Source organism: Aquibium pacificum, from assembly GCF_040839445.1.
Classification (GTDB): Bacteria; Pseudomonadota; Alphaproteobacteria; order Rhizobiales; family Rhizobiaceae; genus Aquibium; species Aquibium pacificus.
Genome location: NZ_JBDPGJ010000006.1, coordinates 245,903 through 271,748 on the forward strand (window position 1 = coordinate 245,903; position 25,846 = coordinate 271,748).

A 25,846-nucleotide genomic window follows, 5' to 3' on the forward strand; every position below is an offset into this window, starting at 1 on the left:
CCAGCTTTCCACTCCGCCCGTTCTGGAAAACCCGGCAAGGAGGCGCAGGCATGCAGGTTCGGATCGTCATGGAACTCACCGGCAACGACGGTGAGGAGATTTGTCGGGAGATCGTCGCCGACATGGCGAAGGTCACGACAGGTGCGGAGGATCTCGGCCTGTCGCTTGCCGAGGGCAAGGCGCTGCTTGCCAGGCTTCAGCAGAAGATGGTGGAGACGCAGGTGGACCTCTGGCTCAGGGAAAACCGCGAGACGGACGGCCGCCGCTTGCGGCACAAGGGATATTATCCCGTCACCTTCCACACCCTATTCGGCGATGTCCGGCTCAGGAGCCCCCGATACGCCCTGCCGGAGAGCAAAGGACACAACGGGCCGGGCACGGTGTCGCCGTTACCGCAACTGATCCCTGACCATGTCGCACCCGAGCGGCTGTATCTCGAAACGCGATGGGCCTCGCTCGTGCCTTATGCTGCCGCGGCCGAGCTGCTGGCCGATGTGTTGCCGATCGACTGCGGGGCCAACGCCACGACGGTGCGGCAGCATGCGTTGAAAACGGCCACCCGGATCGAGCGGGAGCTGACGGAAGAACGCGTTTCCTTCATGCAGGATTCGTGTCCTCAGGACTGGATAGGCCTGCCCATTCCTGACGGTCGCATCGTCATCGGCCTCGATGGCGGATACATCCGGGATCGTGACGACCGAAAGAAGAACTTCGAGCTGATCGTCGGGCGCTCCCTGCCCGCGGATGGCGAACCGCGCTACGTCGGCTTTGTTCACGGTTACGACCGCAAGCCGCAGCGCCGGGTCCTCGACCACCTCAAGAAACAGGGCGTGCAGGCCAACCAGGATATTACCTTCATCACGGACGGCGGCGAGGAAGTCCGTTCACTCGCCGAAATGATCGCCCCGGCCAGCGAGCATGTGCTGGACTGGTTCCACATCACAATGCGCATCACCGTGCTTCGCCAATTCGCACAAGGCCTCCGCCATCATGACAAGGAAGCCGGCAATGGCATGCTGGGTATGCTGTCCCGGATCAAATGGTATCTGTGGCACGGCAACGCTTTCCGGGCGCGCGAGGAGATCGATTGGCTGCTCGACGATGCTGAAGCTACGGAAACCGACTATCCGAACACGAGAAAGTTCCTGACGGCGATCGGCGAATTCCAATCCTATATCGGGTCAAACCACGCCAGCCTGATCAACTACGGCGAACGATACCGGTCCGGAGAGCGGATATCCTCCGCCTTCGTCGAGGCCACCGTCAACGCCGTCGTCAGCAAGCGCTTCGCCAAGAAGCAGCAGATGCAATGGAGCCGGACAGGCGCGCATCTCCTGCTGCAAACTCGAACTCAGACCCTCGACGGCTCGCTGCGCTCGACCTTCGAGACATGGTATCCGGGCATGGCAAATGACAATCACCGAAGTTCCGCCAACCAGGCGGCGGCGTAGCTGCCACACGATTCCTCATGCTCTCCCTAATGCCCGCCCGCTTGGCTCTCGCGCAATCCATGCCGACGGTCGAGCAAGTCCTGTTCGATCCCGACATTCCTGTGCTCGGCAATCCGGACGGCGACATCACCATCGCCGAGTTTTTCGACTACCAGTGCCCGTTCTGCAAAAGTGGCCATTCGGAACTGGTGGACGTGGTCGAAAAGGATGGAAAAATTCGGCTGGTCATGAAGGACTGGCCCATTTTTGGCGCGCCGTCCGTCTACGCTTCCAGCTTGGTGCTGGCTTTGGCGGGGCAGGGGAAGTACTCAGACGCGCTGCACGCCCTGATGGCCACAAAGGGGCGGCTTGAAAAGAGCGAGGTGGATTCGGTGCTGGCGAAGGCAGGATTCGACCCGGCCGCGCTGGTGGAAGCCTACAGGAAGGATTCCGCCCGCGTCGACGCTATTGTCGCCCGCAACATGGATCAGGCCAACGCCTTCGGCTTCAACGGCACGCCTTCGTTCATCATCGGCACGAAGATATTCCATGGCGCGATGGACGCGAAGGCGCTCACCGACGCCGTGGCTGAAGCGCGCGCGGGATGAGGGTGAGGAACGCAAAAAAGGTGCGGCTGCCTAATTTGGTAACTGAGCGGAAGATCTGTGGAACGCCGACCGTTACCGCTCCGACGAAAAGTGCGTCTTCAGGTAAGTGAGGATCGTCTCCTTCGTTTCGGCGTCCGTTTCGGGCATTCCCTGATCGTCGACCATCCAGTCCCAGAGATATTCCCAGCGGGCATCTGAAATTCTCTGCTGTTTGATGATGGCGGTCGAATGGCAGGCGATGCATTGCATCGAGGTGACGAGGCGGTGAGCCTATTCTGAATTCGTGCCGCGGATACCGCCTTTGGGCGCGGGACTTGCGCCACTCCTCCGGGCCCCAAATTCGCTTCCTAGTCAAGCAATTTGCCGGCGCGGCTTTGGGCCCACCGCGTCGCATCTAGCACGTGCGCTTATTTAGTTGCATTTTTTCGCAATCATTTCTAATTAATGGAGACGCGCTCATCTTACACGCTGCATCACCAAGCCCCGAGAATTGGAACGGCAGGTTGCAACCTGCCACCCTGGAACTGGAAGGACTACCGATGAAACAGGTCACAGAAAAACTCTGGATCGCACCGCAGCCGACGGCGGCGGATCTCGCGGAGGCGAGAGCCATGGGCATCAAACGTGTCGTCAACAACCGCTCGGACGGCGAGGAACCCGTTCAGCCGACAGCGGCAGAGTCAGCCGCGGAAGCCGCCGAACTCGGCTTGAGCTACGTTCACATCCCGGTCGTCCCCGGCAAGCTCTCCGCGGAAAAGGTTCAGGCATTCCAAAAGGCCCTGTCGGAAGCGGAGGGTCCGGTTCTCGCCCATTGCAAGACGGGTACGCGCTCCTTGACGCTGTGGACCATTGGCGAGGTGCTGGACGGCCGTATGACGGTCGCCGATGTCAACGAACTGGGCAGCCGGATGGGAGTCGATCTCGCCGGAGCAAAGAACTGGCTGAAGGCGAACATCTGACCCGCGACGAATCTTCCGCACCGAGGCGTCAGCCACGCGCCGCCCCGCCACCCCCCAAGACAAGCACAACACGAGGACCGACAATGAACGCCACAGCAAAGCCCGAAGTGACAGGCTTCTTCGACAAGCGCACCTTCTCGATCCAGTATGTCGTTGCCGATCCGGCGACGAAGAAATGCGCGATTGTCGATCCGGTTCTCGATTTCGACGAGAAGTCCGGCGCGACAGCCACGAGGAACGCTGACCGAATCCTGGAATTCGTGCGCGATCAGGGACTGACCGTCGAGCGGATTCTCGACACCCACCCCCATGCCGACCATTTGTCGGCCGCCCGGCACCTGAAGGCCAAGACAGGCGCGCCGACCGCGATCGGCGAAAAGGTGATCGAGGTCCAGGAGCTCTGGAAAGGCATCTACCACTGGCCGGATTTCCCCGCGGACGGCTCGCAGTGGGACAAGCTCTTTGCTGAGGGCGAGACGTTCAAGGTCGGCGAGATTTCCGCAAAGGTGCTATTTTCGCCCGGCCACACACTGGCTTCGATCACCTATGTGATCGGCGACGCGGCCTTCGTCCACGACACGCTCTTCATGCCGGACAGCGGTACGGCGCGGGCAGACTTTCCGGGCGGCAGCGCAAGGCGCCTTTGGCAATCGATCAAGGAAATCCTCGCGCTGCCGGACGAAACCCGCATCTTCACCGGTCACGACTATCAGCCTAGCGGTCGCAAGCCGCTCTGGGAGAGCACGGTCGCCGAACAGAAGGCCGAGAACACGCACATCGCGAAATGCAAAACGGAAGCGGAGTTCGTGAAGGTACGCGAGGCGCGCGACCGGACCCTGCCGATGCCGAAGCTGATCCTGCATGCGCTTCAGGTCAACATCAACGGCGGGCGCCTTCCCCACCCGGAGGCGAACGGCAAACGCTATCTCAAGTTTCCGCTCGACGCGCTCGACGGCGCAGCCTGGGAGTGAGGCAAGATGAAGATCGATCCAACAACCGCCGTCTCCGAGATGCTCGAAAACGTCGCCGAGGCATCCGAGTTTCTGAAGAAGCTGGCAAATCCGAATAGGCTGATGATCGTTTGCGCGCTCGTCGACGGCGAGCGGTCGGTCCGCGACCTGGAAGATACGCTCGGCATCCGCCAGCCCGGCCTGTCCCAGCAACTCGCCGAGCTGCGGGAAGCAGGCCTCGTCTCCGGGCGCAAGGAATCGAAGTCCGTCTTCTACAGCCTCGCGGATGAGCGCGTGGCCGAGTTCGTAAGCCTGATGCACCGCATGTTCTGCGAGCCATCAGCGGATGAGCCATCTCGGGACACCGAGCACCCAATGCTTGAGACAACAAAAATGCCTGGTCGAAAAATGGCCGGCATCGAACCGAGGAAACCCTGATGACTGAATTCACCCCCCTCGCCTCGTCGATTGGCGGCGCGATGATCGGCCTGTCGGCCGTCCTCCTGATGGCCTGGGAAGGCCGGATCGCCGGGATCAGCGGCATCGCTGGCAGGCTACTGCCGCCCTACCGCGACAGCGCATTCCGTTCGCGTTTCGGCTTCGTCATCGGCCTCGTCGCGGCGCCGCTCCTTGTGATGGCCGCAACCGGAAACCCGATCATGCAGACCGTCTCGGCAAATCTGCCGCTCATGGCTGCAGCCGGTCTTCTGGTCGGATTCGGTTCCGTCTACGGCAATGGCTGCACCAGCGGCCACGGTGTCTGCGGCCTCTCGCGCCTTTCCGTTCGCTCGTTGGTGGCGACGCTGACGTTCATGACAACCGCCGTCGTCACCGTCTTCGTCGTGCGTCATCTCATCGGAGCCTGATCATGTCCTTCCTCGTCAATCTCGCGCTCGGCCTGCTTTTTGGTCTCGGCCTGGTGATCTCGGGCATGTCCGATCCGGCCAAGGTCCTCAACTTTCTCGACCTCTTCGGCACATGGGATCCGTCTCTAGCCTTCGTTATGGGCAGCGCTGTGATCGTCGCCTTCATCGGCTTCCGGCTGGTGCTGCGGCGTGATGCGCCGATCATGGGCGGCACATTCCATCTGCCAGGCAAAAATGACATCGACAGTCGTATTCTCGTCGGCCCAGCGGTGTTCGGCATCGGCTGGGGTCTTGGCGGCTTCTGTCCTGGCCCGGCGCTGACGGCGCTCGGGCTTGGGGAGCCGGGCACGCTCGCATTCCTTCCTGCCATGTTCCTCGGCATGTGGGCGGCGCGCGCCGCTAGCGAGCGGCCTGTCCTTCCTCGGTCCGCCTGACCGAGCCTCAAACAAAAGGGCGACGCCTATGCGCTGGGCCGCAACTTACTTTCCGATACTCGACTGGGGTCGGCGTTATGATCGTTCGGTGCTGACGAACGACCTGTTGGCGGCGCTGATCGTCACCATCATGCTTATCCCGCAGTCGCTCGCTTATGCGATGCTCGCAGGCCTGCCACCAGAGGTCGGGCTCTATGCTTCGATCCTGCCGCTCGTCGCCTACGCGATCTTCGGCACCAGCCGCACACTTTCTGTCGGACCGGTCGCGGTCGTCTCCCTGATGACGGCGTCCGCCATCGGCGAGGTGGCGGCGCAAGGCACCGCCGGCTATCTCGAAGCGGCGGTTCTGCTCGCACTCATCTCGGGCGTCATGCTCCTTGCCATGGGCCTTCTGCGACTTGGATTCCTCGCGAATTTTCTGAGCCACCCGGTCATTTCTGGTTTCATCACCGCTTCCGGCATCCTGATCGCCGCGAGCCAGCTCAAATATTTCCTGGGCGTAAAGATCGGCGGGGATACTTTCTATGAGATCATCGCCGAGCTTGGTCTCCGCGCCGGCGAAACCAACCTTTATGCCTTGGGGATCGGATCTGGCGTCCTCGCCTTCCTTTATTTTGTCCGGCTTCGCCTGAAGACCCTCCTGATGTCGCGAGGCCTTGGACTTAGGCCCGCCGACATGATCACGAAGGCTGGTCCTGTCCTGGCGGTAGCGGCAACCATCGCAATCGCCGTCATGTTCGACCTGGGCGCAAAAGGCGTCGCGCTCGTCGGCACGATTCCCCAGGGACTCCCTGTGCCGGGACTTCCAGCCATCGACCTGGAACTGGTCAGGACGCTCGCGGTCCCCGCCCTTCTCATCAGCCTGATCGGCTTCGTGGAATCGGTTTCCGTGGCGCAAACACTCGCCGCCAAGCGACGTCAACGCATCGTTCCGGACCAGGAGCTGATCGGTCTCGGCGCGGCGAATATCGCCGCGGGGATCTCTTCCGGATATCCGGTCACCGGGGGGTTCGCTCGCTCGGTCGTCAATTTCGACGCCGGCGCGGTAACGCCCGCAGCCGGCGTATTCACGTCTGCGGGCATCTCGCTGGCGACGTTGTTCCTCACTCCATATCTGGCGAACCTTCCGCAGGCGACACTTGCCGCGACAATCATCGTCGCCGTCCTTTCACTCGTTGATTTCTCGATCATCCGCAGGGTCTGGATCTATTCCAAGGCCGATTTTTCCGCGATGGCGGCGACCATCCTCGGCACGCTCTTCTGGGGCGTCGAGCCGGGCGTGGTCCTCGGTGTGGTGCTTTCGCTGGTCCTTCACCTCTACCGGACCAGCCGTCCGCATATGGCGGTCGTCGGTAACGTCTCTGGAACGGAACACTTTCGAAACATCGATCGTCACACGGTCGCCACCACGCCTGAAATCCTATCTATTCGCGTCGATGAGAGCCTCTATTTCGCCAACAGTCGCTACCTCGAAGACCGTATCGCCGAACTTGTCGCTGAGCGGCCTGCCGTCCGTCACGTCGTTCTCATGTGCTCGGCCGTCAACGCGATCGACGCGAGCGCGCTCGAAAGCCTGGAAGAGATCAATCACCGGCTTCACGACGCCGGAATTACGCTGCATCTCAGCGAAGTGAAAGGCCCCGTCATGGATCGGCTCAAGTGCTCGGATTTTCTGGAGAAACTGAGTGGACGAATCTACCTGTCTCAATACGAAGCCATGCAGGACCTGGGAGGCGATAGTGACGGAATTGCAGATTCGGCCGCGCAGGTTCCGTCCGTGATTCCTGGCGTGCGGCAGTAACTGGGATATGACGACCGAGTTGCCGGACGGGCGCGGGCAAAGCGGCATCGTTCTTGGTCTCAAAGCCAACTGGCGGCAGTTCGCGCTGCTGGTGCTGATCAATGCCTTCGTCGTCGGCATGGTCGGGATCGAGCGGACGGTGGCGCCGCTGATCGGGTCGCAGGAGTTCGGGATCGCGTCGACGACCCTTATCGTCTCCTTCATCGTCAGCTTCGGCGTGGTCAAGGCGTTCGCCAATCTCGTCTCGGGCCAACTGGCCGACACCTGGGGCCGGAAGCGCGTGCTGATCCTGGGCTGGTTGTTCGGCCTTCCCGTCCCCTTCATAATCCTGTGGGCGCCGAGCTGGAACTGGGTGATCGCCGCCAACGCCCTACTCGGCCTCAGCCAAGGCCTCGCCTGGTCGATGACCGTGATTATGAAGGTCGATCTCGTTGGGCCGAAGTCGCGCGGCCTTGCCGTAGGTCTGAACGAGTTCGCCGGCTATCTCGCGGTCGGCCTGACGGCCTTCCTAACGGGCTATCTCGCCGGCCAGTATGGACTGCGCCCCGTGCCGATCTACCTCGGCATCGGATATGCCGTCATCGGAACGGCGCTATCCGTTCTGCTCGTGCGCGACACGCGCGACCATGTCCGCCTCGAGATGGACAACAGCCCTCGCGAGACGGCTTCGATCGGCTTCCGGGAGGTATTCGCGCTGACCTCTTTCCGCGACCGCAACCTCTTCGCGGCATCGCAGGCAGGGCTGGTCAACAACCTCAACGACGGGATGAGCTGGGGGATATCAGCTCGTGCTAATTTCAGTTTGTGGAGGTGCCCCCAAGGTTCTTGAGCCTCGTTCCTCAGATAGTCGACCCGTGGATCCGGGAACAGCAGCCGCGCTTCCGGCACCGGGGCGATCCGCGCCGTGTGCACATCGGCGCGGAAAAGCGATTGGATCGACTTGCCGTCCCATTGACCGAGCCGCGGCTTTCCAGCAGAAGGGCCGTTGATCGCCCGCACAATGGTGCTTTGCCCCGTTCGAGCCAATCAGGCGACACGCGTCCGATCTGGATCGCGAAGGTAGCGCCAAGCCAATCGGGCATCTCCGCCGCCGATGCCGGAAACCGCCTGATCAACTTGCGACTTCAGCTGCGCCGCAAAGCCAAGCCGCAAAGGTTCAGATTTAGCTTCCCCGAGCGCGAGTTCTTCAAATCGAAGCCTCCAATGTTCCGCAGGCTCCGTTTAGTTCCCAATCCGGTCCATCGGAGCGCCTCCGTTCAATTCCCCAACAACACCATACCGAGCGCGAAGGCCGTAGTTGCTGCAAGCTTCCCTTCATCGTCGCTTTTCAACAACTGTAAGGTCATTGCGCCTTGTACGATCCCCTCGTGGGCTACGTTCGCCAGCGCCAGCGCCGCGGCTGTCGCGAAAGCCAAGCCCTCTGAGAATACCGCATCCGCTCCGGCAACGAGAACAAGCATTACAAGCACGAACACGTCATCGTTCTCACGTGCATGGGGGATATCAGGTGGTGACATAGCGGACCTTCTCCGCAGTTTTGACTGCGATCAGTTCCGATCTTCGTACCAGCCGGTTGATATGAGCCAGCGTTTCCGTGAACGCGAAACTCATCTGGTGGGCGTCGAGCTTGCGGGTGAAGAGGATAGGAACGAGATCCGCCACTGAGTGCGGCGCTTTTGCGCATGCTTCCCGGATCCGTTGGCAGCGTCCTTCGTGATGTGCCTCAAGTTCGAGACATCGTTCATGCAGCCCGTAGAACGGGCGGCCGTGTCCCGACAGCACCAGGACATCGTCCGGCAGTTCCTGACGCATAAAGCGCAGCGTCCTGAGAAAATGTCCGAGCGGGTCGCCATTAGGTTCGCCGGCGAAGACGCTGACATTGGGCGAGATCCTCTCGATGATCTGATCAGCAGCGAACAACAGCCTATCCTGCTCGCAGTAAAGAAGGATCTGCTCGGGGGCATGCCCGTCCGCAGTGATTACCCTGAATTCCCGGCGTCCGATCGTGATTCTGTCGGCCAGAACGAGCCTGAGAAAGGTGGGAGGCAGTTCCGAAACCAGCATCAGATATTCGCTGCCGTGAATGGCGACGAGTCCGGCGCCTTCCTCGCTCATGCCGTGGTTAACATAGAAATCGAAATAGTGGCGAAGCCCCGTCTCGTGCGGGGCTAGGGAGATGACCCTGCTGGTCATGTAGGCAGTCTGGCTCGTCAGCATTTCGGCGCCAAACTTGCCGCAAAGCCATCCTGCAAGCCCGATGTGGTCCGGATGATGATGGGTGACGACGACGCGCGAAATGGAGACATGCGATAGCGGTCCCCCCAGGAGAGCCTGCCAAGCTGCCTTCGCCTCGTCCGTATTGATACCGGTGTCGATCAGCGTCCAGCTCTCGCCATCCTGGACAAGATAGACGTTCACGTGATCAAGACGGTACGGCAGCGGAATGCGGGCCCAGAGAACCCCTGGCGCAACCGAGATAACTTGCCCCGCCGCCGGTGGCGAATGGAAGGGAAACTGAGGCATAATTTCCAACAGATGGAGGCATTCGAGAGCTTTGTCTACCGGCAGGCTACGCGCGGCTTCACGTTCGCCTCGAGCACCGCCTCACCGGGACGAGAACTTTCATGAAACCTTCTCCTATTCGTAGTGAGTATGGGTTCGTCGACGGTGAGGCTCACACATGCCTTGGTGGCGCTCGCTTAACCGTCGCTGAAGTTTGAGCTGTGGCTTCAGATGTCCTTGCCATTGACGATAAGGGGCGCGTTCTCGGGAAGCGCATCAATGAAGATGATCTCGTCTGCACGGATGCGGGCATGTCGCTGGAACGCTTCTTTGGCCGCCGCTTCGGCGGCAATGCGGTCGGCGCTCTCCTGCAGAACGATCGAGATGCTGATAAGGTCTCGGTCGTTTTCGCGCGTCGCCACGGCCTGAGCCGCTATTGCCCCGGGTGTGGCAATCACCACCTCCTCGATCACGCGTGGATAGACGAAGATCTCGCGCACCTTCACCGCCGCGCCCACCCGGCCCTGCAGCGCCGATAGCCGGCGCACACTGCCGTCCTGGTTGCTCTCCAGTGCAAAGGCGCTGTCACCAGTGCCGAAGCGGATCATCGGCCAGGTAGCATCGCGTGCGGTTACCACGACCTCGCCCGTCTCGCCGTGGGGGAGTTGGCCGCCGCGGACAGGATCGCAAATCTGTACCACCCGGTTGGGATGCACGACGTAACCTTCGCCGCCATCCTCATACGCGACAAGGCCAAGATCAGCGGTGGCATAGGCCGCCCATGTAGCGACCCCATACTCGGCCTCGATCCGCCGGCGCTTGGACATCCAGTCGCCCATTTCTCCGCCCAGAAGGGCGGTCCTCACTTTCCAGGCGCCGCGGCCATAGGTCTCGATCACTTTGTCGGCCAGCGTTAGGAAGAAAGCCGTCGACGCGCAGATGGCAGTGACGCCGGTCTCGACGACGATCTGGGCTTGCAATTCGGTGTTGCCGACGCCGCCGGGAATAATGGTGGCGCCTGCGGCCTGCGCTGCCTCGTCAAAAAGAAGTCCAGCCGGCACGAGGTGATACATCCATGTGTTCAGGATGATGTCGCCCGCGCCTATGCCTGCCGCTTTGAACAGCAGATCCAGTCCGTGGCCGCCGCCGCCTGGCAGCGCCGGTTCAAAGATCGGGCCTGGGGAGACATAAATGTGCGCGATCTCCTTCAGATCAGCGGCAAGGAACCCGCCAAAAGGCGGGTTCTCTCTTTGGAGCTTCAGCAGCTCCTCTTTCTTCATCACCGGCAGGCGGGAGAGCTCGGCCAGTGATGACACCTTGCCAGGGTCGAACCCGGCCGCTTCGAACCGCGCCTTCAATCCCGGTGCCTTCGTTGCGGCCGCGTTGTAGGCGGTCGCGATATCCTGATAGATGTCGATGGACATTGTTTTCCTATTCTCCCTCCTACGCTCGGCTCAGATCGGACAATCCTTGCGGAAGTTTGGCGCGCGCTTCTCGCGATGTGACAGGACGCCTTCCTTGACGTCCTCGCTCATGAAGCCGAGCATTTCGAGAGCAGTGGATGCGTCGAAGATCGGACCGGCTTGACGCAGCCAGTTGTTGAGCGAGTATTTGGTCCAGCGGATCGCGCTCTGCGAGCCATTTGCCAGCTCGGTGGCGATGTCGAGCGCGGTCTGCTGTAGAACCTCATCCTCGACACACATCGACACTAGCCCGATCCGGTCAGCCTCCTCACCCGAGACCGGCTTGCAGGTCATCAGATAGTATTTTGCCTTGGCCATGCCGCACAGCAGTGGCCAGATGATCGCGGCGACGTCACCGGCGGCGACGCCGAGACGAGGATGGCCGTCAACGATTCTGGCCTTCTTGCCGGCGATCGATACGTCGGCCAGGATGCCGACGACCAGGCCGGCGCCGGCCGCGGGACCGTTAATCGCCGAGATGATCGGCTTGTTGCAGTTGATGATGTTGTAGACGAGGTTCCTGGCCTCTTTCCACGTCTTCATGATCTCGTGCGAATTGCCGATCATGCTCTCGATCAGACTGAAATCGCCGCCCGCCGAAAACGCTTTGCCTGCACCGGTGACGATCACCGCATTGATGTCGGGATCGCGATCGATGTCGATCCACATATCGGTCATCTGCGTGTGGGTCTCGGCGTCCACCGAGTTGAAGGTCTCGGGCCGGTCGAAAGTGATGCGCAGCACGCGCTCGGCCGGATAATCGAATTTCAGCTTGTCGTATTTCGCGTAACGATCGGACATCATAAATCCTCCCTCGTGATCAGCCCGGCAGGCCCAGGACAGCTTTCGATAGAATGTTGCGTTGGATTTCGTTCGACCCGCCGTAGATCGTGGTCGGCCGGGCCTTGTAGAAGGTCGCCAGAACATCGACACCAACATTGCCGACCTGCAATGGGCCGAGGGTGCCGCCGTCGGATCCTGCCGCCTCGATCATGAGTTCGGTGATCTTCTGAAACGTCTCGGTCACCCAGATCTTGAGCATCGAGACATCCGCGCCCAGCGGTTCGCCCCGCTTGAGTTGATCGGCGAAGCGCGCGTAAAGTGCCGCATGATCCTCGACATCGAGCGCAACCTCGGCGAAGCGGTCGCAAAAGACCGGGTCGTCGAAGCGGCCGGCACCGCGGGCGTAGGTTTCAAGCTGGCCAATCGCGTTCTGGGCCAGATTCGGTGCGCCGATAAACACCCGCTCGAAGCTGAGCAGGGACTTGGCCATCGTCCAGCCCTTGTTCAGTTCGCCCACGAGGTTTTCGCACGGGGTGCGGGCATCGTCGAAGAAGACCTCGCAGAATTCGGTTTCGCCCGCCAGCGTGGTGATAGTTCGGACCTCGACCCCCGGCTGATCCATCGGCACGAGAATGAAGCTGATTCCTTGCTGCTTCTTTGGGGCCTTCGGATCGGTGCGCACCAGCATGAAAATGTGCGTCGAGTCATGCGCCATCGTCGTCCAGATCTTCTGTCCGTTGATCACGAACTCGTCCCCGTCGATCACGGCGTTCGTGCGCAGGTTCGCCAGATCGGACCCTGCGCCCGGCTCGGAATAGCCCTGGCACCAGATGTCCTCGCAGCTCAGGATGCGGGGCAGCCGGTATGCCTTCTGAGCATCGGTGCCGAACTTGATGATGAGCGGGCCGACCATCTGAACGCCCATGTCGCGGCCGCGTACGACCCCCCAACGCTGCTGTTCCTCGTAGAAGATGAGAAGCTTGGCCGCGTTCAGCCCCATGCCGCCGTACTCCGCAGGCCAGGCCGGCGCGACCCAGCCCTGGGCATGGAGCTTGCGGTGCCAGTGCTCGATTTCGGCGAACTTCGGGCGATGCGAAAGATTGCGCAGCTCTTCGGGATACTCGGTTTCGAAGAACTGCTGGACCTGCCTGCGGAAGTCGGCGTCGCTCATGGCGTTGTAGTCGATCACTCGGCGGTCTCCTCTGCGTTGCGGGCGTTCAGCCAGAGCCGCCGGTGATGGACGTCGTCGCCCAGCCAAGCCGAGAGCACCAGCGCCCTGTTCAGGTAAAGCCCGATGTCGAACTCGTCGGTGTAGCCGACCGCGCCATGAAGCTGGATGGCCTCGCGCGTGATCTTCCTGGCCGTGGTGCAAGCCCGGGCCTTGGCGCGGCTGGCCTGGCGGGCACGCAGGCGCGGGGCTTCTGTCGCGTCCATCAGGCCTAGCGCGTCGCGCACGCCCGCTTCGGCCACTTCCTGCATGACATGCATGTCCACCGCGCGATGCTGAATGACCTGGAACGAACCGATTGGCTTGTCGAACTGCTCGCGCGTCTTGATGTAGTCGAGCGTGATCTCCAGCGCCTTGGCGCTGACCCCGACAAGCTCGGCCGCCGTCAGCGCTGTCGTGTCGCTGACGGCAGCTTCCAGAGCCTTTGCGACGGCCGGGCCCTTTGCGAGCAATTCGGCTGGTGCGCCCGACAGGTGTAGCTCGGCCAGTATACTGCCATCGGACTGACGCCGTTTGTCGATGGCTATGCCCTTGCCGCCGGGTTCAACCAAAGCGAGAGCCGGGCCGCCGCCGGCCTCCGCCACGACGAGGATGCCACTTGCAGCAGCCACCCCCGCGACCCATGATTTCATCCCGGTCAGAGCGCCGTTCTCGAATCGACATGACAGGGTGTTGGAGAGACCTTTGGAGTTACGCTCCTGCCATGCTGTTGCCAGGGCCGTCGTGCCGGCCAGCGCCTCGGTCAGAAGCGCATGCTCGGGGCAGAGCCGGCGTAAAAGGCCAATTGCGAGCCCGACCGAGGCGACGACAGGCTCGGGCGCGATCACCCGGCCTACTTCTTCGGCGATGATGCCGGCGGCGGCCAGCCCCATGCCGAGGCCGCCGGCCTCTTCGGGAACCACGGCGCCGAACACGCCGGCCTCGGCCAGTTCCGTCATCACGGGCGCATCCCAGCCGCCGCCTTCGTCCCTGATCTTGCGCGCTCGCGCCACGCCGCCCGCGCGCTCCAACAACGTGCGGACGCTTTCGCGCAGCAGGCGGAGATCGTCCTGATCGTGATGTGCAGCGTTGCTCATTGTTCCTCCGAGGGCCGGCGCTTGATCATCACCGGAGTATCGGCAGTGAACACGACCTGTCCTGCGGGATTCATGGCCCTGAGCGTGTAGGCCAGCACGCCCCTGTCCGGTTTGCTCTTCGAAGGTGTGACCGAAGAGACTTCCAGTTCGATTTCCAGCGCCTCGCCAGGCCGAATTGGCCGAGGCCATCTCAGCGAATCGAAACCCAGCCCGCCGATATTGGCGATCTCCGGCATCATTCCATGCATGACTGGCTTGAACACCTGCAGCATCGTCTGAAAGCCCGAGGCGATCAGGCTGCCGTGGACGGACACGGCATAGTTCTCATCGGTGTGCAGCCGCTGCGGATCCCATTCATGCGCGAACGCAATGATCTCCTCCTTGCTCAGCGGCTCTGCGCGGAACCTGTAGATCTGACCTGGCTGGAAGTCTTCCAGATATTTCATGAGACCTTGCCCGCTGCCGCAAACCCGGCGTCCACCCCTTCGGCGCTGTGCGAGATGCGCTCGCGATTGAACTGCTCGAGTTTGGGATAGGTCCTTTTGAAAACGCGCAGGAATTCCTCCATCGGTGCGTCGACGTAGAGCCCCCGATCGTTCACATATTCCATGTGCCGCTGGTCTTTGACGTCGAATTCGTGAAACAGCGCGTCGCTGTTGCCATCGAAGATTAGCGGCCTGACCCCGAACCGCTCGCACAGCTCCATGTTGAACGCAGGCGTGATCTTATAGGTATTGCCGTCGAGCCAGAGCTGCACGTAGCCGTGATAGACGAAGAGATCGGTGCCCATCAGCTCCCGCAGCTTGGGCGTGTTCAGATGGTTGCGCACATCGGCGAATCCCAGCGCTGCGGGAATGTCGACCGCGCGCAGGCAGGCCGCCAAGAGGATCGCTTTGGGCACACAGAAGGCGGCCTCCGCTCCGGCGATGGCGCTCGCCCGGTAAGCATCGGCCGTCAAGGCGAAGGTGTAGGGATCATAGCGGATACTGTCCCGCACCGCCTCGAACAGGCGGATCGCCTTTTCGGTCAGCGATGCATCGTTGGGTAGATCGCGCAGAGCCCGGGCGACGAACTGCTGGACCTCGGGATTGTCGCTGTTCACGAAATACGTGGGCACGACGTACCTCGCGGCCTCTTCCGGGAGCTCTTCTTGGGAGGTCGTCATCATATCCACCTTCTGGGAGAAGCAATTCTAACATCTGTTAGATTAGTGGACCACGATGCCACCGTCAATGGTTCGGCGTTCTTGGCGGTGTCTCATGAGTCGGGCAGCCCGAAATAGCGGTTGTCACGTGCGAGATCGGGCGCGGCCTCGTCGCGGGAGGGCGGCGCGCGAAAAGCCGGCGCGATCGGAAGCGGCAGAGCGGGTACGCGCCGTTCCCCGATTCGCACTTGCCGACCGTATATGCCACGCTTGGCAAAATGGTCGTCGGATGCCGCCTCGGCCGGGGTCTTGACCACCGTGCAGCAGCAATCGGCCTCGGCCAGAAGCGATTCCCAGTGCGAGGCCGGATGTGCCGCCAAGAGGCGGGCAACTTCGGCGGTGCTTGCTTGCGGATCGGCGAGGTCGTCGCGCAGCTCCGTCCTGAGTCCGATCACCTGGCAGAAGGCCTGCCAGAACTTCTCTTCCAGTGCCGCCACGGCGATCTGCCGCCCGTCGGCTGCGGAATAGAGCCGGTAACGCGCCAGTCCGCCCGTCAACCGGTCGGCGCCATTGCCAATCGGCTCTCCGGCGACAACGCCCTTGGCATGAGCCCAATAGGCGAAAACGAAAGCACCTTCGGCCATGGCGATATCGAGATGGGCGCCCTGCCCCGTACGGTCGCGCTCGCGCAGGGCGAGCAGGATATTGAACACCGCCGGGTAGCTGCCGCCCCCAATGTCAGCCACCAGCGCGAACGGCATTGTCGGCTGCTCGTCCGGACCTCGACTGAGCGACAGGATTCCGGCGTCGCCGACATAGTTCAGGTCGTGGCCGGCAAAGTCCCGTTTCGGCCCGGTCTGTCCGTAGCCGGTGATCGAGCAATAGACGATGCCCGGATTGATGGCACGCACCGCCTCATATCCCAAGCCCAGCCGATCCATCACGCCGGGGCGAAACTGCTCGACCAGGACATCGGCCTTCTCGATCAGCGGACGGAGGCTCTCCACCGCACCTTCAGCCTTCAAATCCAGCGCAATCGATTTCTTGCCGCGGTTCAGGATCGCGTAACCGATGCTGAAGCCGTCGATTTTCGGCGCCGTATGGCGCGCGTCCTCGCCCGTGCCGGAGCGCTCCAGCTTGACAACTTCCGCCCCGGCCTCGGCTAGCATCAGGGTCGCCAAGGGGCCAGGCAGAAGCGTGCTGAAATCCAGCACGAGAATATCGCTGAGCGGCTGAGCCATGGTCGCTGTCCTCAGGCGAAGCGGGCTGCGCCGTTGTTCAGCACCACGACCTGACGCTCGGGGATCGAGGCTTTGAACCGGGCTTCGTCGCCTTCCCGCCAGATATGAAACCGCACCGTCTCGCCCGGATAGACCGGGGCGGAAAAGCGCACATCCAGTCCGGTCAGCCGGCTCGCGTCATAGTCGCAGAGCGTCTTGAGAATGGCGCGGGCCGCCAGCCCGTAGGTCGCCAGGCCATGCAGGATAGGGCGCTCGAACCCTGCCGCACGGGCGACCTTGGGATCAGCGTGCAGCGGGTTGTAATCGCCCGACAGGCGATAGATCAGCGCCTGGCGTGGCAGCGTCGCAAGATCGCAAACATGGTCGGGCTCACGCTCGGGGATGGACGCAGGCGTCGGTCCCGGTTTGTTTTCGCCGCCAAACCCGCCGTCGCCGCGGCAGAAGGTCGACATCGAGACCTTGGCCAGCGTCTCGCCACTGGCCGCATTGATGATGTCACGGCTCAGATAGATGACCGCGCCGCGCTCTTCGCCCTTATCGGAGATCTGATCGATCCTGGTACGGCCGATCAGATCACCTTTGACCGGCAATGGCTTGTAGACATCCAGCCACTGCTCGCCGTGCAAGACCTTCTTCCAATCGATCCCGGTGCGCGGATCGCGCAGCCAGAAACCGGGGTAGCCAAGCGTGACGGCCATTGACGGCACGACCATCAGCCCGTCCTCATAGACATAGGCTAGTTCTTTTTCGTCGGCCGGATTCTCGCCAAAGCCCAAGCCAAGCGCATAGAGCATGGTGTCGCGCTCGGTGAGGGTTTGCGCTACATCTTCAAACTCCCAGTTGGAGAGAGCCTCATAATTGAGCGGCATCGCTTCGCCTCCCCAGTCGTTTCACAACGTGTTCTCCGAGCCCAGAATTGCAGTGACCTGGCTCGACAACGTGCCGCCGTTGCCGTGGGCGAGCGCCAGATCAATATTTGCGATCTGAAGTCCCGGCGCATCGCCCCGGATCTGGCGGGTCGCCTCGATCACCGTGAAGATGCCGTACATGCCCGGATGCACGCAGGAGAGCCCGCCGCCGTTGGTGTTGACCGGCAACTCACCCCCCGGCGCGATCCGCCCGCCCTCGACGAAGGCCCCGCCCTCGCCCTTCTCGCAAAAGCCCAAATCCTCCAGAAAGAGGATCGTGTTGATGGTGAAGGCGTCGTAAAGTTCGACCACGTCGATGTCGGACGGAGTCACCCCTGCTGCGGCAAAGGCGCGCGCACCCGACTCCCTGGCCGCCGTGACGGTGAAATCCGGCATCTGAGAAATCTGTCGATGCGTGCTCTCGGCGGCGGAGCCAAGAACGTAAACTGGCGGCTTGGGGAAATCCCTCGCCCGCTCGGATCGAACCATCACGATCGCCCCGCCGCCATCGGTGACGAGGCAGCAGTCGCGCACCGTCAGCGGATCGCTCACCATGCGGGCGGCGAGCACATCCTCGCGTGTCAGGTCGCCGCGCGCGAAGGCCTCGGGATTGTGCTGCGCCCAGGCCCGCGCGGCAACCGCCACATCGGCCAGCTGTTCGCGCGTGGTGCCAAATTCGTGCATGTGCCGCGCCGCCGCAAGAGCATAGGCGGAGATCGGATAGCGCGGGCGATAGATCTGTTCGTAAGGCGGCGGCCGCGAGGCCGTAACGAGCTTGCCCGACCCACTGCGCTGGTTCGAGCCGTAGACGATCAGCGCCACATCGCACAACCCCGCTGTGAGCGCCATGGTGGCCGCGGTGATGTAGTTGACGAACGAAGAGCCGCCGGTCATCGTCCCCTCGACGAAACGCGGGCGGATGCCAAGATATTCCGCCGCCATCAACGCTGGCATGCTGTCTTCCATCATCGTGCAAAAGAGTCCGTCCACATCGGACAGTTTCAGCTGCGCATCCGCCAGTGCCGCCAAGCCCGCCTGCGCCATGATGTCGTAGGCCGTCAGTCCGGGCGCCTCGCCGAAGCCGGCGTGTCCGGTGCCCACGATCGCAGATTTGCCGCGCAGCTTGTTCTCCACCTCTTCAGCCCCCTTCCGGCCTGCACAGCACGGCGGGGGTGCCGTCGATCTCTCCCGCATAGGCGATCACCGCCATGCCGATCTCCACGTCAGGAGGCGCAACGCCCTCAACGCGGCTCATCATCCGAACCCGTTCCTCCAGTTCGACGATGCAGACATTGTAATCGCCGCCCCTATCGGGCGCGCGCCTGACGACCGTTGTGGTATGGATCTCGCCCCTGCCCGAAATCTCGTGTGACGTGAACGAGGTTGCGTAACAATGCGGACAGACCACGCGCGGGAAAAAGTGGAAACGTCCGCACGCGTTGCACTTGGGAAGAACCACCTTGCCTTCTGCCAGCCCCCTTCGAAAGGCTACATCCGGGCCTTCGTGCATTCTCAACCACCCTTCCCTAACTGCGCTTCCAGGTCATCTGAGTTGACGATATTTCTAACAGATGTTAGATTTCTGGCAAGCTCAAAATTCACGCGTTCGAGAAGAATATGAACATCGACGAAAAGGGCCCGCTGCATGGGCTGCTTGTGGTCGCGCTGGAACAGGCGGTTGCCGCGCCGTTCTGCTCGTCGCGCCTTGCCGATGCGGGTGCCCGGATCATCAAGGTGGAGCGCAAGGGATCGGGCGATTTTGCTCGCGGATACGATAGAGCGGCGAACGGGGAAAGCGCCTATTTCGTCTGGCTTAACCGGGGCAAGGAATCTCTGGAGCTTGATATCAAGGACCCAGACGATCGTGCGCTGCTGGAACGGATTCTCGCCCGCGCCGATGTGTTCCTGCAGAACCTCGCCCCCGGCTCGCTCGAAAAGCTGGAACTGGATTCGGCATCGCTGCGCGCGCGTTTCCCGCAGCTCGTCACCTGCGATATCACAGGCTACGGCGATGATGGGCCGATGCGTAATGCCAAGGCCTATGACCTGCTTGTGCAATGCGAGAGCGGACTGGCATCGATCACCGGTACGCCGGACGGACCGGGACGGGTCGGCATTTCGGTGTGCGACATCGCCACGGGCATGACCGCCCATGCGGGGATTTGCGAAGCGCTGATCGAACGCCAGCGCACCGGGCGCGCCCGCGGCGTCAGCGTGGCGATGTTCGACACCATGGCCGATTGGATGGCGGTGCCGCTTATCTTTCACGATTGTGCCGGACGTCCAACGCCTCGGGTGGGCCTCAGTCATCCGGTGATCTGCCCCTATGGCGCCTATACCTGCCGCGATGGCGGCCAGATCGTACTGTCGGTGCAGAACGAGCGCGAATGGGCGCGCTTTTGCAACGCGGTTCTGAAGCGGCCCGAACTCGTTGAGGATCTGCGTTTCGACGGCAATGACAACCGCAACCGCAACCGGGATGTGCTGCAGCCGATGATCGAATCCGCTTTCGCTGCGCTCGACAGGGCGCAGATGCTGGCGCTCCTGAGTGAAGCCGACATCGCCTCGGGCGCGGTCAACGACGTTGCGACGCTTTCCAGCCACCCGCAGCTCGACCGGACGCTCATTCAGTGCCCTTCGGGCGAAATTGGTCTACCGACACCACCGATTCGCAGGTCGGGCGAAAATATGCCGCTGGCCGCCTCGCCTGCGCTGGGGGTGCATAATGCGGCGATCCGGCGGGAATTCGCCGCGCCCGTCGCAGGCGAGGACCAGACATGAGCGAGGCAAGACCCGCACTTCTGTCGGGGGTCCGGATCATTGACATGACCTCGGTCGTGTTCGGTCCCTTGGCCACGCAGATGCTGGGTGATCTGGGGGCCGACGTCATCAAGGTAGAAAGCCCCGAGGGCGATATACTGCGCCACGTACAACCCGCTCAAAGCCCCGGCATGGGAGCAGCCTTTCTGGGCGTGAATCGCAACAAACGCAGCGTCGTGCTGGATCTCAAGACCGATGACGGCCGGCGGTCATTGCGCCGGCTTTTACGCGACGCCGATGTCTTCATATCCAGCATTCGCCCTGCCGCACTGGCCCGCTTGTCTCTGGCACCAGACGCTCTGCGCCGCGAAAATCCCCGCCTCATTACCGTGGTTACCGTGGGTTTCGGCTCGGATGGGCCGTACCGGCACAAGCCCGCCTATGATGACAGCGTTCAGGCGGCCTCGGGCATGGCGGGGCTGGCCACGATGCGCGACCCGGGCGCGCCGCCCTCCTATGCGCCAACCATTCTGGCCGACAAGCTGGGCGGAGTCACGGCGGCCTGGGCGGTCATGGCCGCGCTCTACCACCGGGAACGAACCGGCGAGGGGCAACATGTCGAGGTGCCGATGTTCGAAACGCTGGCATCGTTTCTGCTGGTGGAGCACATGGCCGCCGCCACATTCGAAAACCTCCCGCAAAGCTTCGGCTACAGCCGCATGCTGGTGCCGCATCGCCGTCCAGTCCAGACGAAGGACGGCTATATTACCATCCTTCCCTATTCCAACGCGCAATGGGCCCGCTTCTTCCGCGCCATCGGACGTGAAGACATGCTCTGTCATCCGTGGGTGACGAACATGGACGAACGCAGCCGCAATATCGGCGCGGTCTATGACATGGTAGCGCAGTTTGCGCCGTCGCGGACGACACAGGAATGGATCGACCTGATGGGGGAAGCCGACATCCCGGTCATGCCGGTGCGGATGCTGCCCGACCTGCCGCAGGATTCCCACATCAAGGCAACCGGCTTCTTCCAGCGCGTGGCGCATCCCACCGAAGGCGCCATCTGGACAACCAAACCTCCGGTCAAGTTTTCGGCCACGTCGGCGCGGCACGATCTGCGCCCCGCGCCGCGCCTTGGTGAACATAGCGAAGAGATCCTGAGCGGAGTGGTGGAGGACTGAATAGCTTTCCAGCTCCGGGGGCGATCACGCGCCCTTTAGACTAGAGGCTGCTGGCGGTTTTTCGCAAGGCTTTAGGAATGCCGCATCAGATCGGTAGCAATGCTGTCGAACAGTTTTTCCCTGATCCGCCTTGCGTACAGGCCAGCTCTCGACGGGGAGGCTCTCGGCTAAGCGGCTAAATAGCAATGGAGGTCACATTGATTCCGCGCAGCTATCTTTTCGTCCCCGGCGACCGCCCGGACCGCTTCGACAAGGCGCTTGCGACGGGCGCCGACATTGTGGTGCTCGATCTCGAAGATGCTGTGCTTCCCGAGAGCAAGGCCCGCGCGCGCGAGGCGGTCCGCAACTGGCTTCGCATGGGCGGCCGCTCGGCGGTCCGGATCAACGGCATCGGAATGGAATGGCACGAGGAAGATGTGGTGCTGCTGGCCACGCTGGGCGTCGCCGCAGCACTCCTGCCCAAGGCGGAAGAGCCTGCGGCGCTCGACGCCTTCGTCTCCGCTTTGCCTCAAGGTCTGCCGATAGTGCCACTGATCGAGAGCGCACTCGGAATTTGGAACGCTCGGGAGCTGGCCAGTGTCAAGGGTGTGACGCGACTTGCCTTCGGGTCGATCGATTTCCAGCTCGACACGGGCATCGAAGCTGAGGGCGAGGCTCTGCTCTACGCCCGTTCGCGCTTGGTGCTCGCCTCGACGATTGCCCGTATCGCGCCACCTGTTGACGGTGTGACGATCGCGCTTGACGATGAAGAGCGGCTGCGCGCCGACATCGCGGCGGCGCGCGCCCTGGGGTTCGGCGGAAAGCTGTGCGTCCATCCCCGTCAACTGGCAGCGGTGCACAAAGGCTTTGCACCCGACGAGGCGACGCTCGCCTGGGCGCAGGCGGTCGTGGAGGCCGCGCGGACGAGCGATGCGGGCGCGGTGCGCGTCAACGGCAAGCTCGTCGACCGCCCAGTTGTGGAGCGGGCGAAAAGAATTCTTGAAGACGGTGGCCAAGTGCCCCAAACGCCAGACTGTGGAGGACTGTAAGATCGGTCGAGGCCCATCAGGGCCCCCGCCTCGAGGCGGCGGCATGATCAACAGGAAAGCCTAGAAACGCCGCAAACCTGTCCGGGAAATGGGGACCACCTCAAGCTGGCTATGGCTCAGTAAGACTTGGGCATCCCCAGCGCCTTCTCGGCCACATGCGAAAGGATCAGTTCCTCGCTGACCGGGGCGATGAAGTTCAGTATGCTTTCGCGGAAGTAGCGCTCGACGTGATATTCCTGCGCGAAACCGAAGCCGCCGTGGGTGCGAACCGCCCGGAACGCCGCCTCGTAGGCCGCCGAACCGGCGAGGTTGCGCGCCGTGTTCGCCTCCAGCCCGCAGGGCCGACCCTGATCGTAAAGCGTGGCGGCCTTGTAGGTCATCAGTTCCGCCGCCTGCAGACGCATCCACGCCGCGGCGAGCGGATGCTGGATCGCCTGGTTCTGGCCGATCGGACGGCCGAAGACGATGCGCTCGCGCGCATAGGCCGCCGCCTTTTCCAGGACATACATCCCGAAGCCGACCGCCGCGGCGGCAACAACGATCCGCTCGGCGTTCAGACCGTGTAGCAGCACCTTGAAGCCCTCGCCCTCGGCCCCGATACGGTCTTCCTCCGGCACCTCGAGCCCGTCGATGAAGATCGCATTCGAATCCACCGCGTTGCGGGCCATCTTGTGGATTTCGTGCACGTCGATCTTGCTGCGGTCGAAATCGGTGTAGAACACCGTCATGCCGTCGGTCGGCCGCTTGCACTCCTCGATCGGGGTGGTGCGGGTGACCAGCAGGATGTGGTCGGCGCGCTGCGCGGTCGAGGTCCAGACCTTGCGCCCGTTCACCACATATCCCCCGCCCTCGCGCCGGCGCGCGAAGGTGGAGATGTGCGTTGTGTCGAGGCCCGCATCCGGTTCGGTGACCCCGAAGCAGGTGCGGTGTTCGCCCCGGATCAGCGGCGGCAGCATCCGGGCCTTCTGCTTGGGGGTTCCGAAGCCGACTACCGGTTGCAGCCCGAAAATGTTGATATGCACCGAGGAACTGGCTGCCGCGCCGTAGCGGCCGATCTCCTGCATCACCAGAGACGCCTCGGTGATGCCAAGGCCCGAGCCGCCGTATTCCTCGGGCATGGTCACGCCGTAGAAGCCGCCCTTCGCGATCTCGGCCGCGAAATCGTCGGGAAAGGTGCCAGTGCGTTCGCGTTCGAGCCAGTAGGCATCGTCGAAACGCGCGCAGATTCTGGCCACCGCCTCGCGGATGGCCCGTTGCTCCTGGCTTAGATCGAAATCCATGACGTCGCTCCTCCTGCTGTCATGCTTGCGGTTCCTCCCCGGCCTCGGGCGCGGGGGGCGGTGTCATATGCGGACGCCAGGTGCCGGGATCGCCGGTGGCGAGATCCCCGAACCGGCGCTCGGCGGCGAAGACGTCGCTGCGGATCAGCACACGGTGGGCCATGATCGGGCACCCGTCGGGATCCATCAGCCGCGAGGCCAGATGGGCCACCGGGTCGCTGAGGGCGATCCCCAGCAGCCGCGCGACCGCGATGTCGGCCCTCATGATGGTGATGACTTGGTCACCCGACAGGCCCGACAGGCCGGTATGATCGCGCAGCAGTTGCGAATAGAGCCGCGTTTGGTCGGCCCCCTCGGGCAGCATATCGAAATAACGCTGCGGCAGCCACAGCTCGACCAGCGAATAGGGCCGCGCCCCGGCATGGTGACGCTTGCGCACATGGACCAACGGGGTTTCCATTCCCGTCAGGTCGCGGTCGAGGTCGGGAAGTTCGGCGCAGGGCGTGCGTGACAGGATCTCGATGCGCACCTGCGCCCCGAGCGTCAGCGGATCGTAGGAGGGCGCCCGGTCCCCCAGCTGCTCGGCCGCCGCGGTGACGAAGGTGCCCCTTCCGCGGGCGCTGTCGATCAGCCCCTCGCCGCGCAGCACCCCCAGAGCCTGACGGACCGTCTCGCGGGCGATGCCATATTCGCCGCGCAGATCCTGCAAGGTCGGCAACTGGCTTTGCGCCGGCCATTGGCCTTGGCGGATCTTCTCGCGCAACAGGCTGGCGAGCTTGAGATAGAGCGGTATGCCGTCGCGCTGCCGAAGCGGATCCTCGCCCGGGCCGCCCACGGCGGCGCTGTCCGCACCCGTGCCGGCGACCCGCAGGCCAGTCAAGGCCGACCGCCGGAATGGCGCGCGGCCCCCGCCGGCGTGGCGGCGGCCGTCGCAGGCTGCGCAAGAACCCCGGTCTCGATCAGCCGCGCAATCCGCTCGGGCGAAAGGCCGAACTCGCCCAGGATCGCCGCACCCTGCGCGCCGAGCGCGGGGGCCGGAAGGTCGGGCTCCGTCTCCACGCCGCGCATCGTGTAGGGGCTGCGGACCCGGCGCATCGGCCCCTGTTGGGGATGATCGTAATCCTCGATCAGCCCGACGGCGCGGATATGCGGATCGTCGGGCAGATCCTCCATCGCCACCACCGGGGCATTCGGAATGTCGAGCGAGTCGAACAGCGCCTGCCACTCTGCCGTGGTTCGTTGCGGCAGGATCTGTGCGACGGCGATCTCGTAGAGTTCGGGGAAGTGCCGCTGCGCGGTAACGGGGTCGGTCATCATCGGTCCATCGACCACGTCATCGCGGCCCACCGCGCGCAGGAACCGCTGCCACTGGTCGAACTTGTAAACCCCGTGCGCGATGAAACCGTCGCGGGTGCGCGCCGGCTTGCGGAACGGGCTCATCACGCGGGCGTAGCCGAACCCGCCTTCCGGCGGCCGGTAGGACGCGCCGCTGAGATGCTGGCTCAGCATCACCGAGACCATGGTCTCGAACATCGGCGTCTCGATATAGCAACCCTCGCCGGTGGCACGCTGCCGGAAAAGGCCGGCAGTCATGGCCTGCCCCAGCACCAGGCCGGTGATCTTGTCGGCCGCCACCATCGGCACGAAGGCCGGGGCGCCGGCATTTCGCCCGTTGGCCTCGGCCAAGCCCGAGCGGGCCTGGATCAGGTCGTCGAAGGCTGGCAGGTCCGCGTACGGCCCACCCTGCCCGAACCCGATCGCCGCGCAATAGACGATGCGCGGATTGACCGCCCGCACATTCTCGTAGCCAAGGCCCAGCCGCTCGATCGCGGGCACGCGCATGTTGTGGACCACCACATCCGCTTGGGCCAGCATCTCCAGCAGAACCGCGCGCCCCTCTGCTGACTTGAGATCGAGTGCGATGCTGCGCTTGTTGCGGTTCACCGCCATCCACTGGGCAGTCATGCCCGGCGCGCGCGAGACGCCGAGCCGTCGGTAATAGTCCCCCTCCGGGGCCTCCACCTTGATCACGTCGGCGCCGAAATCGCCCAGAAACTGTGTCGCGTAAGGCGCCAGCAGAATGTGCCCAAGCTCTACGACACGCACCCCGTCGAGCAAATGAAACATGGCCCTCCCCCTTGCAGATCATTGGCGCCGGCGCCCCGGTCTGTAAAAACTAGTCTATAGGACTTTTTTTGCAC

At 62.9% G+C, this 25,846-nt stretch carries 25 protein-coding genes and 2 pseudogenes; 12 read left to right on the forward strand and 15 right to left on the reverse strand.

The genetic code is table 11. From position 1 onward, the window contains the following. Positions 1 to 50: 50 nt before the first annotated feature. The 9 genes and pseudogenes from ABGN05_RS24715 to ABGN05_RS24755 all read left to right on the forward strand — a co-directional run. Complete coding sequence (locus tag ABGN05_RS24715; RefSeq protein ID WP_367956684.1) at positions 51 to 1,451, forward strand: ISKra4 family transposase; 1,401 nt, start codon at positions 51 to 53, stop codon at positions 1,449 to 1,451. A gap of 59 nt (positions 1,452 to 1,510) precedes the next feature. Next, positions 1,511 to 2,038, forward strand: a complete 528-nt coding sequence (locus tag ABGN05_RS24720; RefSeq protein ID WP_367956685.1) for a DsbA family protein — start codon at positions 1,511 to 1,513, stop codon at positions 2,036 to 2,038. 539 nt (positions 2,039 to 2,577) lie between these two features. Next, a complete protein-coding gene (locus ABGN05_RS24725; protein ID WP_367956686.1) occupies positions 2,578 to 2,997 on the forward strand; it encodes a protein tyrosine phosphatase family protein in 420 nt (139 codons plus the stop codon). 83 nt (positions 2,998 to 3,080) lie between these two features. Next, positions 3,081 to 3,968: an MBL fold metallo-hydrolase gene (locus tag ABGN05_RS24730; protein WP_367956687.1), complete on the forward strand. Its 888-nt coding sequence runs from the start codon at positions 3,081 to 3,083 to the stop codon at positions 3,966 to 3,968. A 6-nt stretch (positions 3,969 to 3,974) separates the two neighbouring features. Next, positions 3,975 to 4,292 (forward strand): annotated as a pseudogene (locus ABGN05_RS24735) (ArsR/SmtB family transcription factor); the annotation flags it as partial. Positions 4,293 to 4,384: 92 nt separating this feature from the next. Then, positions 4,385 to 4,813, forward strand: a complete 429-nt coding sequence (locus ABGN05_RS24740) for a YeeE/YedE family protein (RefSeq protein WP_367956688.1) — start codon at positions 4,385 to 4,387, stop codon at positions 4,811 to 4,813. Positions 4,814 to 4,815: 2 nt separating this feature from the next. After that, positions 4,816 to 5,247, forward strand: a complete 432-nt coding sequence (locus tag ABGN05_RS24745) for a DUF6691 family protein (protein WP_367956689.1) — start codon at positions 4,816 to 4,818, stop codon at positions 5,245 to 5,247. A 28-nt stretch (positions 5,248 to 5,275) separates the two neighbouring features. Continuing rightward, the gene (locus ABGN05_RS24750; protein ID WP_367956690.1) at positions 5,276 to 7,048 is read left to right on the forward strand and encodes a SulP family inorganic anion transporter; all 1,773 of its coding nucleotides are present in this window, start codon (positions 5,276 to 5,278) and stop codon (positions 7,046 to 7,048) included. A gap of 7 nt (positions 7,049 to 7,055) precedes the next feature. Next, positions 7,056 to 7,829: pseudogene (locus ABGN05_RS24755) on the forward strand (MFS transporter); the annotation flags it as partial. Between the two features lie 475 nt (positions 7,830 to 8,304). Here ABGN05_RS24755 and ABGN05_RS24760 read toward each other — a convergent pair. The 12 genes from ABGN05_RS24760 to ABGN05_RS24815 all read right to left on the reverse strand — a co-directional run bounded on the left by ABGN05_RS24760 (position 8,305) and on the right by ABGN05_RS24815 (position 18,903). Continuing rightward, positions 8,305 to 8,565: a hypothetical protein gene (locus ABGN05_RS24760; RefSeq protein ID WP_367956691.1), complete on the reverse strand. Its 261-nt coding sequence runs from the start codon at positions 8,563 to 8,565 to the stop codon at positions 8,305 to 8,307. After that, complete coding sequence (locus tag ABGN05_RS24765; RefSeq protein WP_252913195.1) at positions 8,552 to 9,571, reverse strand: MBL fold metallo-hydrolase; 1,020 nt, start codon at positions 9,569 to 9,571, stop codon at positions 8,552 to 8,554. The genes ABGN05_RS24760 and ABGN05_RS24765 overlap by 14 nt, the downstream gene beginning before the upstream one ends. Positions 9,572 to 9,777: 206 nt before the next feature. Then, a complete protein-coding gene (locus ABGN05_RS24770; RefSeq protein WP_367956692.1) occupies positions 9,778 to 10,974 on the reverse strand; it encodes a phenylacetate--CoA ligase family protein in 1,197 nt (398 codons plus the stop codon). A 30-nt stretch (positions 10,975 to 11,004) separates the two neighbouring features. Beyond that, on the reverse strand, positions 11,005 to 11,814 hold the full coding sequence (locus ABGN05_RS24775) for an enoyl-CoA hydratase/isomerase family protein (protein WP_252913193.1): 810 nt from the start codon (positions 11,812 to 11,814) through the stop codon (positions 11,005 to 11,007). A gap of 19 nt (positions 11,815 to 11,833) precedes the next feature. After that, entirely contained in the window at positions 11,834 to 12,967 is a 1,134-nt protein-coding gene (locus ABGN05_RS24780) for an acyl-CoA dehydrogenase family protein (RefSeq protein ID WP_367956693.1), read from the reverse strand. A 14-nt stretch (positions 12,968 to 12,981) separates the two neighbouring features. Next, positions 12,982 to 14,100 (reverse strand): acyl-CoA dehydrogenase family protein, encoded by a 1,119-nt coding sequence (locus ABGN05_RS24785; protein ID WP_367956694.1) that lies wholly within the window; start codon positions 14,098 to 14,100, stop codon positions 12,982 to 12,984. Further along, on the reverse strand, positions 14,097 to 14,546 hold the full coding sequence (locus ABGN05_RS24790; protein ID WP_367956695.1) for a MaoC/PaaZ C-terminal domain-containing protein: 450 nt from the start codon (positions 14,544 to 14,546) through the stop codon (positions 14,097 to 14,099). Before ABGN05_RS24790 ends, ABGN05_RS24785 begins: the two co-directional genes overlap by 4 nt. Further along, positions 14,543 to 15,268, reverse strand: coding sequence for a transglutaminase-like domain-containing protein (locus ABGN05_RS24795; protein ID WP_367956696.1), 726 nt, complete (start codon positions 15,266 to 15,268; stop codon positions 14,543 to 14,545). The genes ABGN05_RS24790 and ABGN05_RS24795 overlap by 4 nt, the downstream gene beginning before the upstream one ends. An 89-nt stretch (positions 15,269 to 15,357) precedes the next feature. Beyond that, positions 15,358 to 16,485 carry a CaiB/BaiF CoA transferase family protein gene (locus tag ABGN05_RS24800; RefSeq protein WP_367956697.1) on the reverse strand — a complete coding sequence of 376 codons (1,128 nt, stop codon included), beginning with the start codon at positions 16,483 to 16,485 and terminating at the stop codon, positions 15,358 to 15,360. An 11-nt stretch (positions 16,486 to 16,496) separates the two neighbouring features. After that, positions 16,497 to 17,354 (reverse strand): MaoC/PaaZ C-terminal domain-containing protein, encoded by an 858-nt coding sequence (locus ABGN05_RS24805; protein ID WP_367956698.1) that lies wholly within the window; start codon positions 17,352 to 17,354, stop codon positions 16,497 to 16,499. A 21-nt stretch (positions 17,355 to 17,375) separates the two neighbouring features. Then, a complete protein-coding gene (locus tag ABGN05_RS24810; RefSeq protein ID WP_367956699.1) occupies positions 17,376 to 18,587 on the reverse strand; it encodes a thiolase family protein in 1,212 nt (403 codons plus the stop codon). After that, entirely contained in the window at positions 18,532 to 18,903 is a 372-nt protein-coding gene (locus ABGN05_RS24815) for a Zn-ribbon domain-containing OB-fold protein (RefSeq protein ID WP_173194934.1), read from the reverse strand. Before ABGN05_RS24815 ends, ABGN05_RS24810 begins: the two co-directional genes overlap by 56 nt. A 107-nt stretch (positions 18,904 to 19,010) precedes the next feature. Between ABGN05_RS24815 and ABGN05_RS24820 the strand changes: the two genes are divergently transcribed. The 3 genes from ABGN05_RS24820 to ABGN05_RS24830 all read left to right on the forward strand — a co-directional run bounded on the left by ABGN05_RS24820 (position 19,011) and on the right by ABGN05_RS24830 (position 22,365). Continuing rightward, on the forward strand, positions 19,011 to 20,174 hold the full coding sequence (locus tag ABGN05_RS24820; protein ID WP_367956700.1) for a CaiB/BaiF CoA transferase family protein: 1,164 nt from the start codon (positions 19,011 to 19,013) through the stop codon (positions 20,172 to 20,174). Further along, on the forward strand, positions 20,171 to 21,337 hold the full coding sequence (locus ABGN05_RS24825) for a CaiB/BaiF CoA transferase family protein (protein ID WP_367956701.1): 1,167 nt from the start codon (positions 20,171 to 20,173) through the stop codon (positions 21,335 to 21,337). The genes ABGN05_RS24820 and ABGN05_RS24825 overlap by 4 nt, the downstream gene beginning before the upstream one ends. 197 nt (positions 21,338 to 21,534) lie before the next feature. Then, positions 21,535 to 22,365 (forward strand): HpcH/HpaI aldolase/citrate lyase family protein, encoded by an 831-nt coding sequence (locus ABGN05_RS24830; protein ID WP_367956702.1) that lies wholly within the window; start codon positions 21,535 to 21,537, stop codon positions 22,363 to 22,365. Positions 22,366 to 22,481: 116 nt separating this feature from the next. On the opposite strand, the gene ABGN05_RS24835 is transcribed toward ABGN05_RS24830, so the two are convergent. The 3 genes from ABGN05_RS24835 to ABGN05_RS24845 are packed head-to-tail and all read right to left on the reverse strand — an operon-like array spanning position 22,482 to position 25,772. Next, positions 22,482 to 23,645: an acyl-CoA dehydrogenase family protein gene (locus ABGN05_RS24835; RefSeq protein ID WP_257810493.1), complete on the reverse strand. Its 1,164-nt coding sequence runs from the start codon at positions 23,643 to 23,645 to the stop codon at positions 22,482 to 22,484. Between the two features lie 19 nt (positions 23,646 to 23,664). Continuing rightward, positions 23,665 to 24,525 carry a GntR family transcriptional regulator gene (locus ABGN05_RS24840; RefSeq protein WP_367956703.1) on the reverse strand — a complete coding sequence of 287 codons (861 nt, stop codon included), beginning with the start codon at positions 24,523 to 24,525 and terminating at the stop codon, positions 23,665 to 23,667. Further along, on the reverse strand, positions 24,522 to 25,772 hold the full coding sequence (locus tag ABGN05_RS24845; RefSeq protein WP_367956704.1) for a CaiB/BaiF CoA transferase family protein: 1,251 nt from the start codon (positions 25,770 to 25,772) through the stop codon (positions 24,522 to 24,524). The genes ABGN05_RS24840 and ABGN05_RS24845 overlap by 4 nt, the downstream gene beginning before the upstream one ends. Positions 25,773 to 25,846: the final 74 nt, after the last annotated feature.

What these genes read in the sequence shown, in the direction of transcription:
- ABGN05_RS24765 (WP_252913195.1), bottom strand. Translation starts at nt 9,571, where the DNA reads ATGCCTCAGTTTCCCTTCCATTCGCCACCGGCGGCGGGGCAAGTTATC.
- ABGN05_RS24785 (WP_367956694.1), bottom strand. Translation starts at nt 14,100, where the DNA reads ATGAGCAACGCTGCACATCACGATCAGGACGATCTCCGCCTGCTGCGC.
- ABGN05_RS24810 (WP_367956699.1), bottom strand. Translation starts at nt 18,587, where the DNA reads ATGCGGGAGAGATCGACGGCACCCCCGCCGTGCTGTGCAGGCCGGAAG.
- ABGN05_RS24845 (WP_367956704.1), bottom strand. Translation starts at nt 25,772, where the DNA reads ATGTTTCATTTGCTCGACGGGGTGCGTGTCGTAGAGCTTGGGCACATT.
- ABGN05_RS24730 (WP_367956687.1), top strand. Translation starts at nt 3,081, where the DNA reads ATGAACGCCACAGCAAAGCCCGAAGTGACAGGCTTCTTCGACAAGCGC.
- ABGN05_RS24750 (WP_367956690.1), top strand. Translation starts at nt 5,276, where the DNA reads ATGCGCTGGGCCGCAACTTACTTTCCGATACTCGACTGGGGTCGGCGT.
- ABGN05_RS24720 (WP_367956685.1), top strand. Translation starts at nt 1,511, where the DNA reads ATGCCGACGGTCGAGCAAGTCCTGTTCGATCCCGACATTCCTGTGCTC.
- ABGN05_RS24805 (WP_367956698.1), bottom strand. Translation starts at nt 17,354, where the DNA reads ATGCCGCTCAATTATGAGGCTCTCTCCAACTGGGAGTTTGAAGATGTA.
- ABGN05_RS24740 (WP_367956688.1), top strand. Translation starts at nt 4,385, where the DNA reads ATGACTGAATTCACCCCCCTCGCCTCGTCGATTGGCGGCGCGATGATC.
- ABGN05_RS24770 (WP_367956692.1), bottom strand. Translation starts at nt 10,974, where the DNA reads ATGTCCATCGACATCTATCAGGATATCGCGACCGCCTACAACGCGGCC.
- ABGN05_RS24835 (WP_257810493.1), bottom strand. Translation starts at nt 23,645, where the DNA reads ATGGATTTCGATCTAAGCCAGGAGCAACGGGCCATCCGCGAGGCGGTG.
- ABGN05_RS24800 (WP_367956697.1), bottom strand. Translation starts at nt 16,485, where the DNA reads ATGGCTCAGCCGCTCAGCGATATTCTCGTGCTGGATTTCAGCACGCTT.
- ABGN05_RS24775 (WP_252913193.1), bottom strand. Translation starts at nt 11,814, where the DNA reads ATGTCCGATCGTTACGCGAAATACGACAAGCTGAAATTCGATTATCCG.
- ABGN05_RS24745 (WP_367956689.1), top strand. Translation starts at nt 4,816, where the DNA reads ATGTCCTTCCTCGTCAATCTCGCGCTCGGCCTGCTTTTTGGTCTCGGC.
- ABGN05_RS24815 (WP_173194934.1), bottom strand. Translation starts at nt 18,903, where the DNA reads ATGCACGAAGGCCCGGATGTAGCCTTTCGAAGGGGGCTGGCAGAAGGC.
- ABGN05_RS24725 (WP_367956686.1), top strand. Translation starts at nt 2,578, where the DNA reads ATGAAACAGGTCACAGAAAAACTCTGGATCGCACCGCAGCCGACGGCG.
- ABGN05_RS24715 (WP_367956684.1), top strand. Translation starts at nt 51, where the DNA reads ATGCAGGTTCGGATCGTCATGGAACTCACCGGCAACGACGGTGAGGAG.
- ABGN05_RS24795 (WP_367956696.1), bottom strand. Translation starts at nt 15,268, where the DNA reads ATGATGACGACCTCCCAAGAAGAGCTCCCGGAAGAGGCCGCGAGGTAC.
- ABGN05_RS24820 (WP_367956700.1), top strand. Translation starts at nt 19,011, where the DNA reads ATGAACATCGACGAAAAGGGCCCGCTGCATGGGCTGCTTGTGGTCGCG.
- ABGN05_RS24790 (WP_367956695.1), bottom strand. Translation starts at nt 14,546, where the DNA reads ATGAAATATCTGGAAGACTTCCAGCCAGGTCAGATCTACAGGTTCCGC.
- ABGN05_RS24825 (WP_367956701.1), top strand. Translation starts at nt 20,171, where the DNA reads ATGAGCGAGGCAAGACCCGCACTTCTGTCGGGGGTCCGGATCATTGAC.
- ABGN05_RS24760 (WP_367956691.1), bottom strand. Translation starts at nt 8,565, where the DNA reads ATGTCACCACCTGATATCCCCCATGCACGTGAGAACGATGACGTGTTC.
- ABGN05_RS24780 (WP_367956693.1), bottom strand. Translation starts at nt 12,967, where the DNA reads ATGAGCGACGCCGACTTCCGCAGGCAGGTCCAGCAGTTCTTCGAAACC.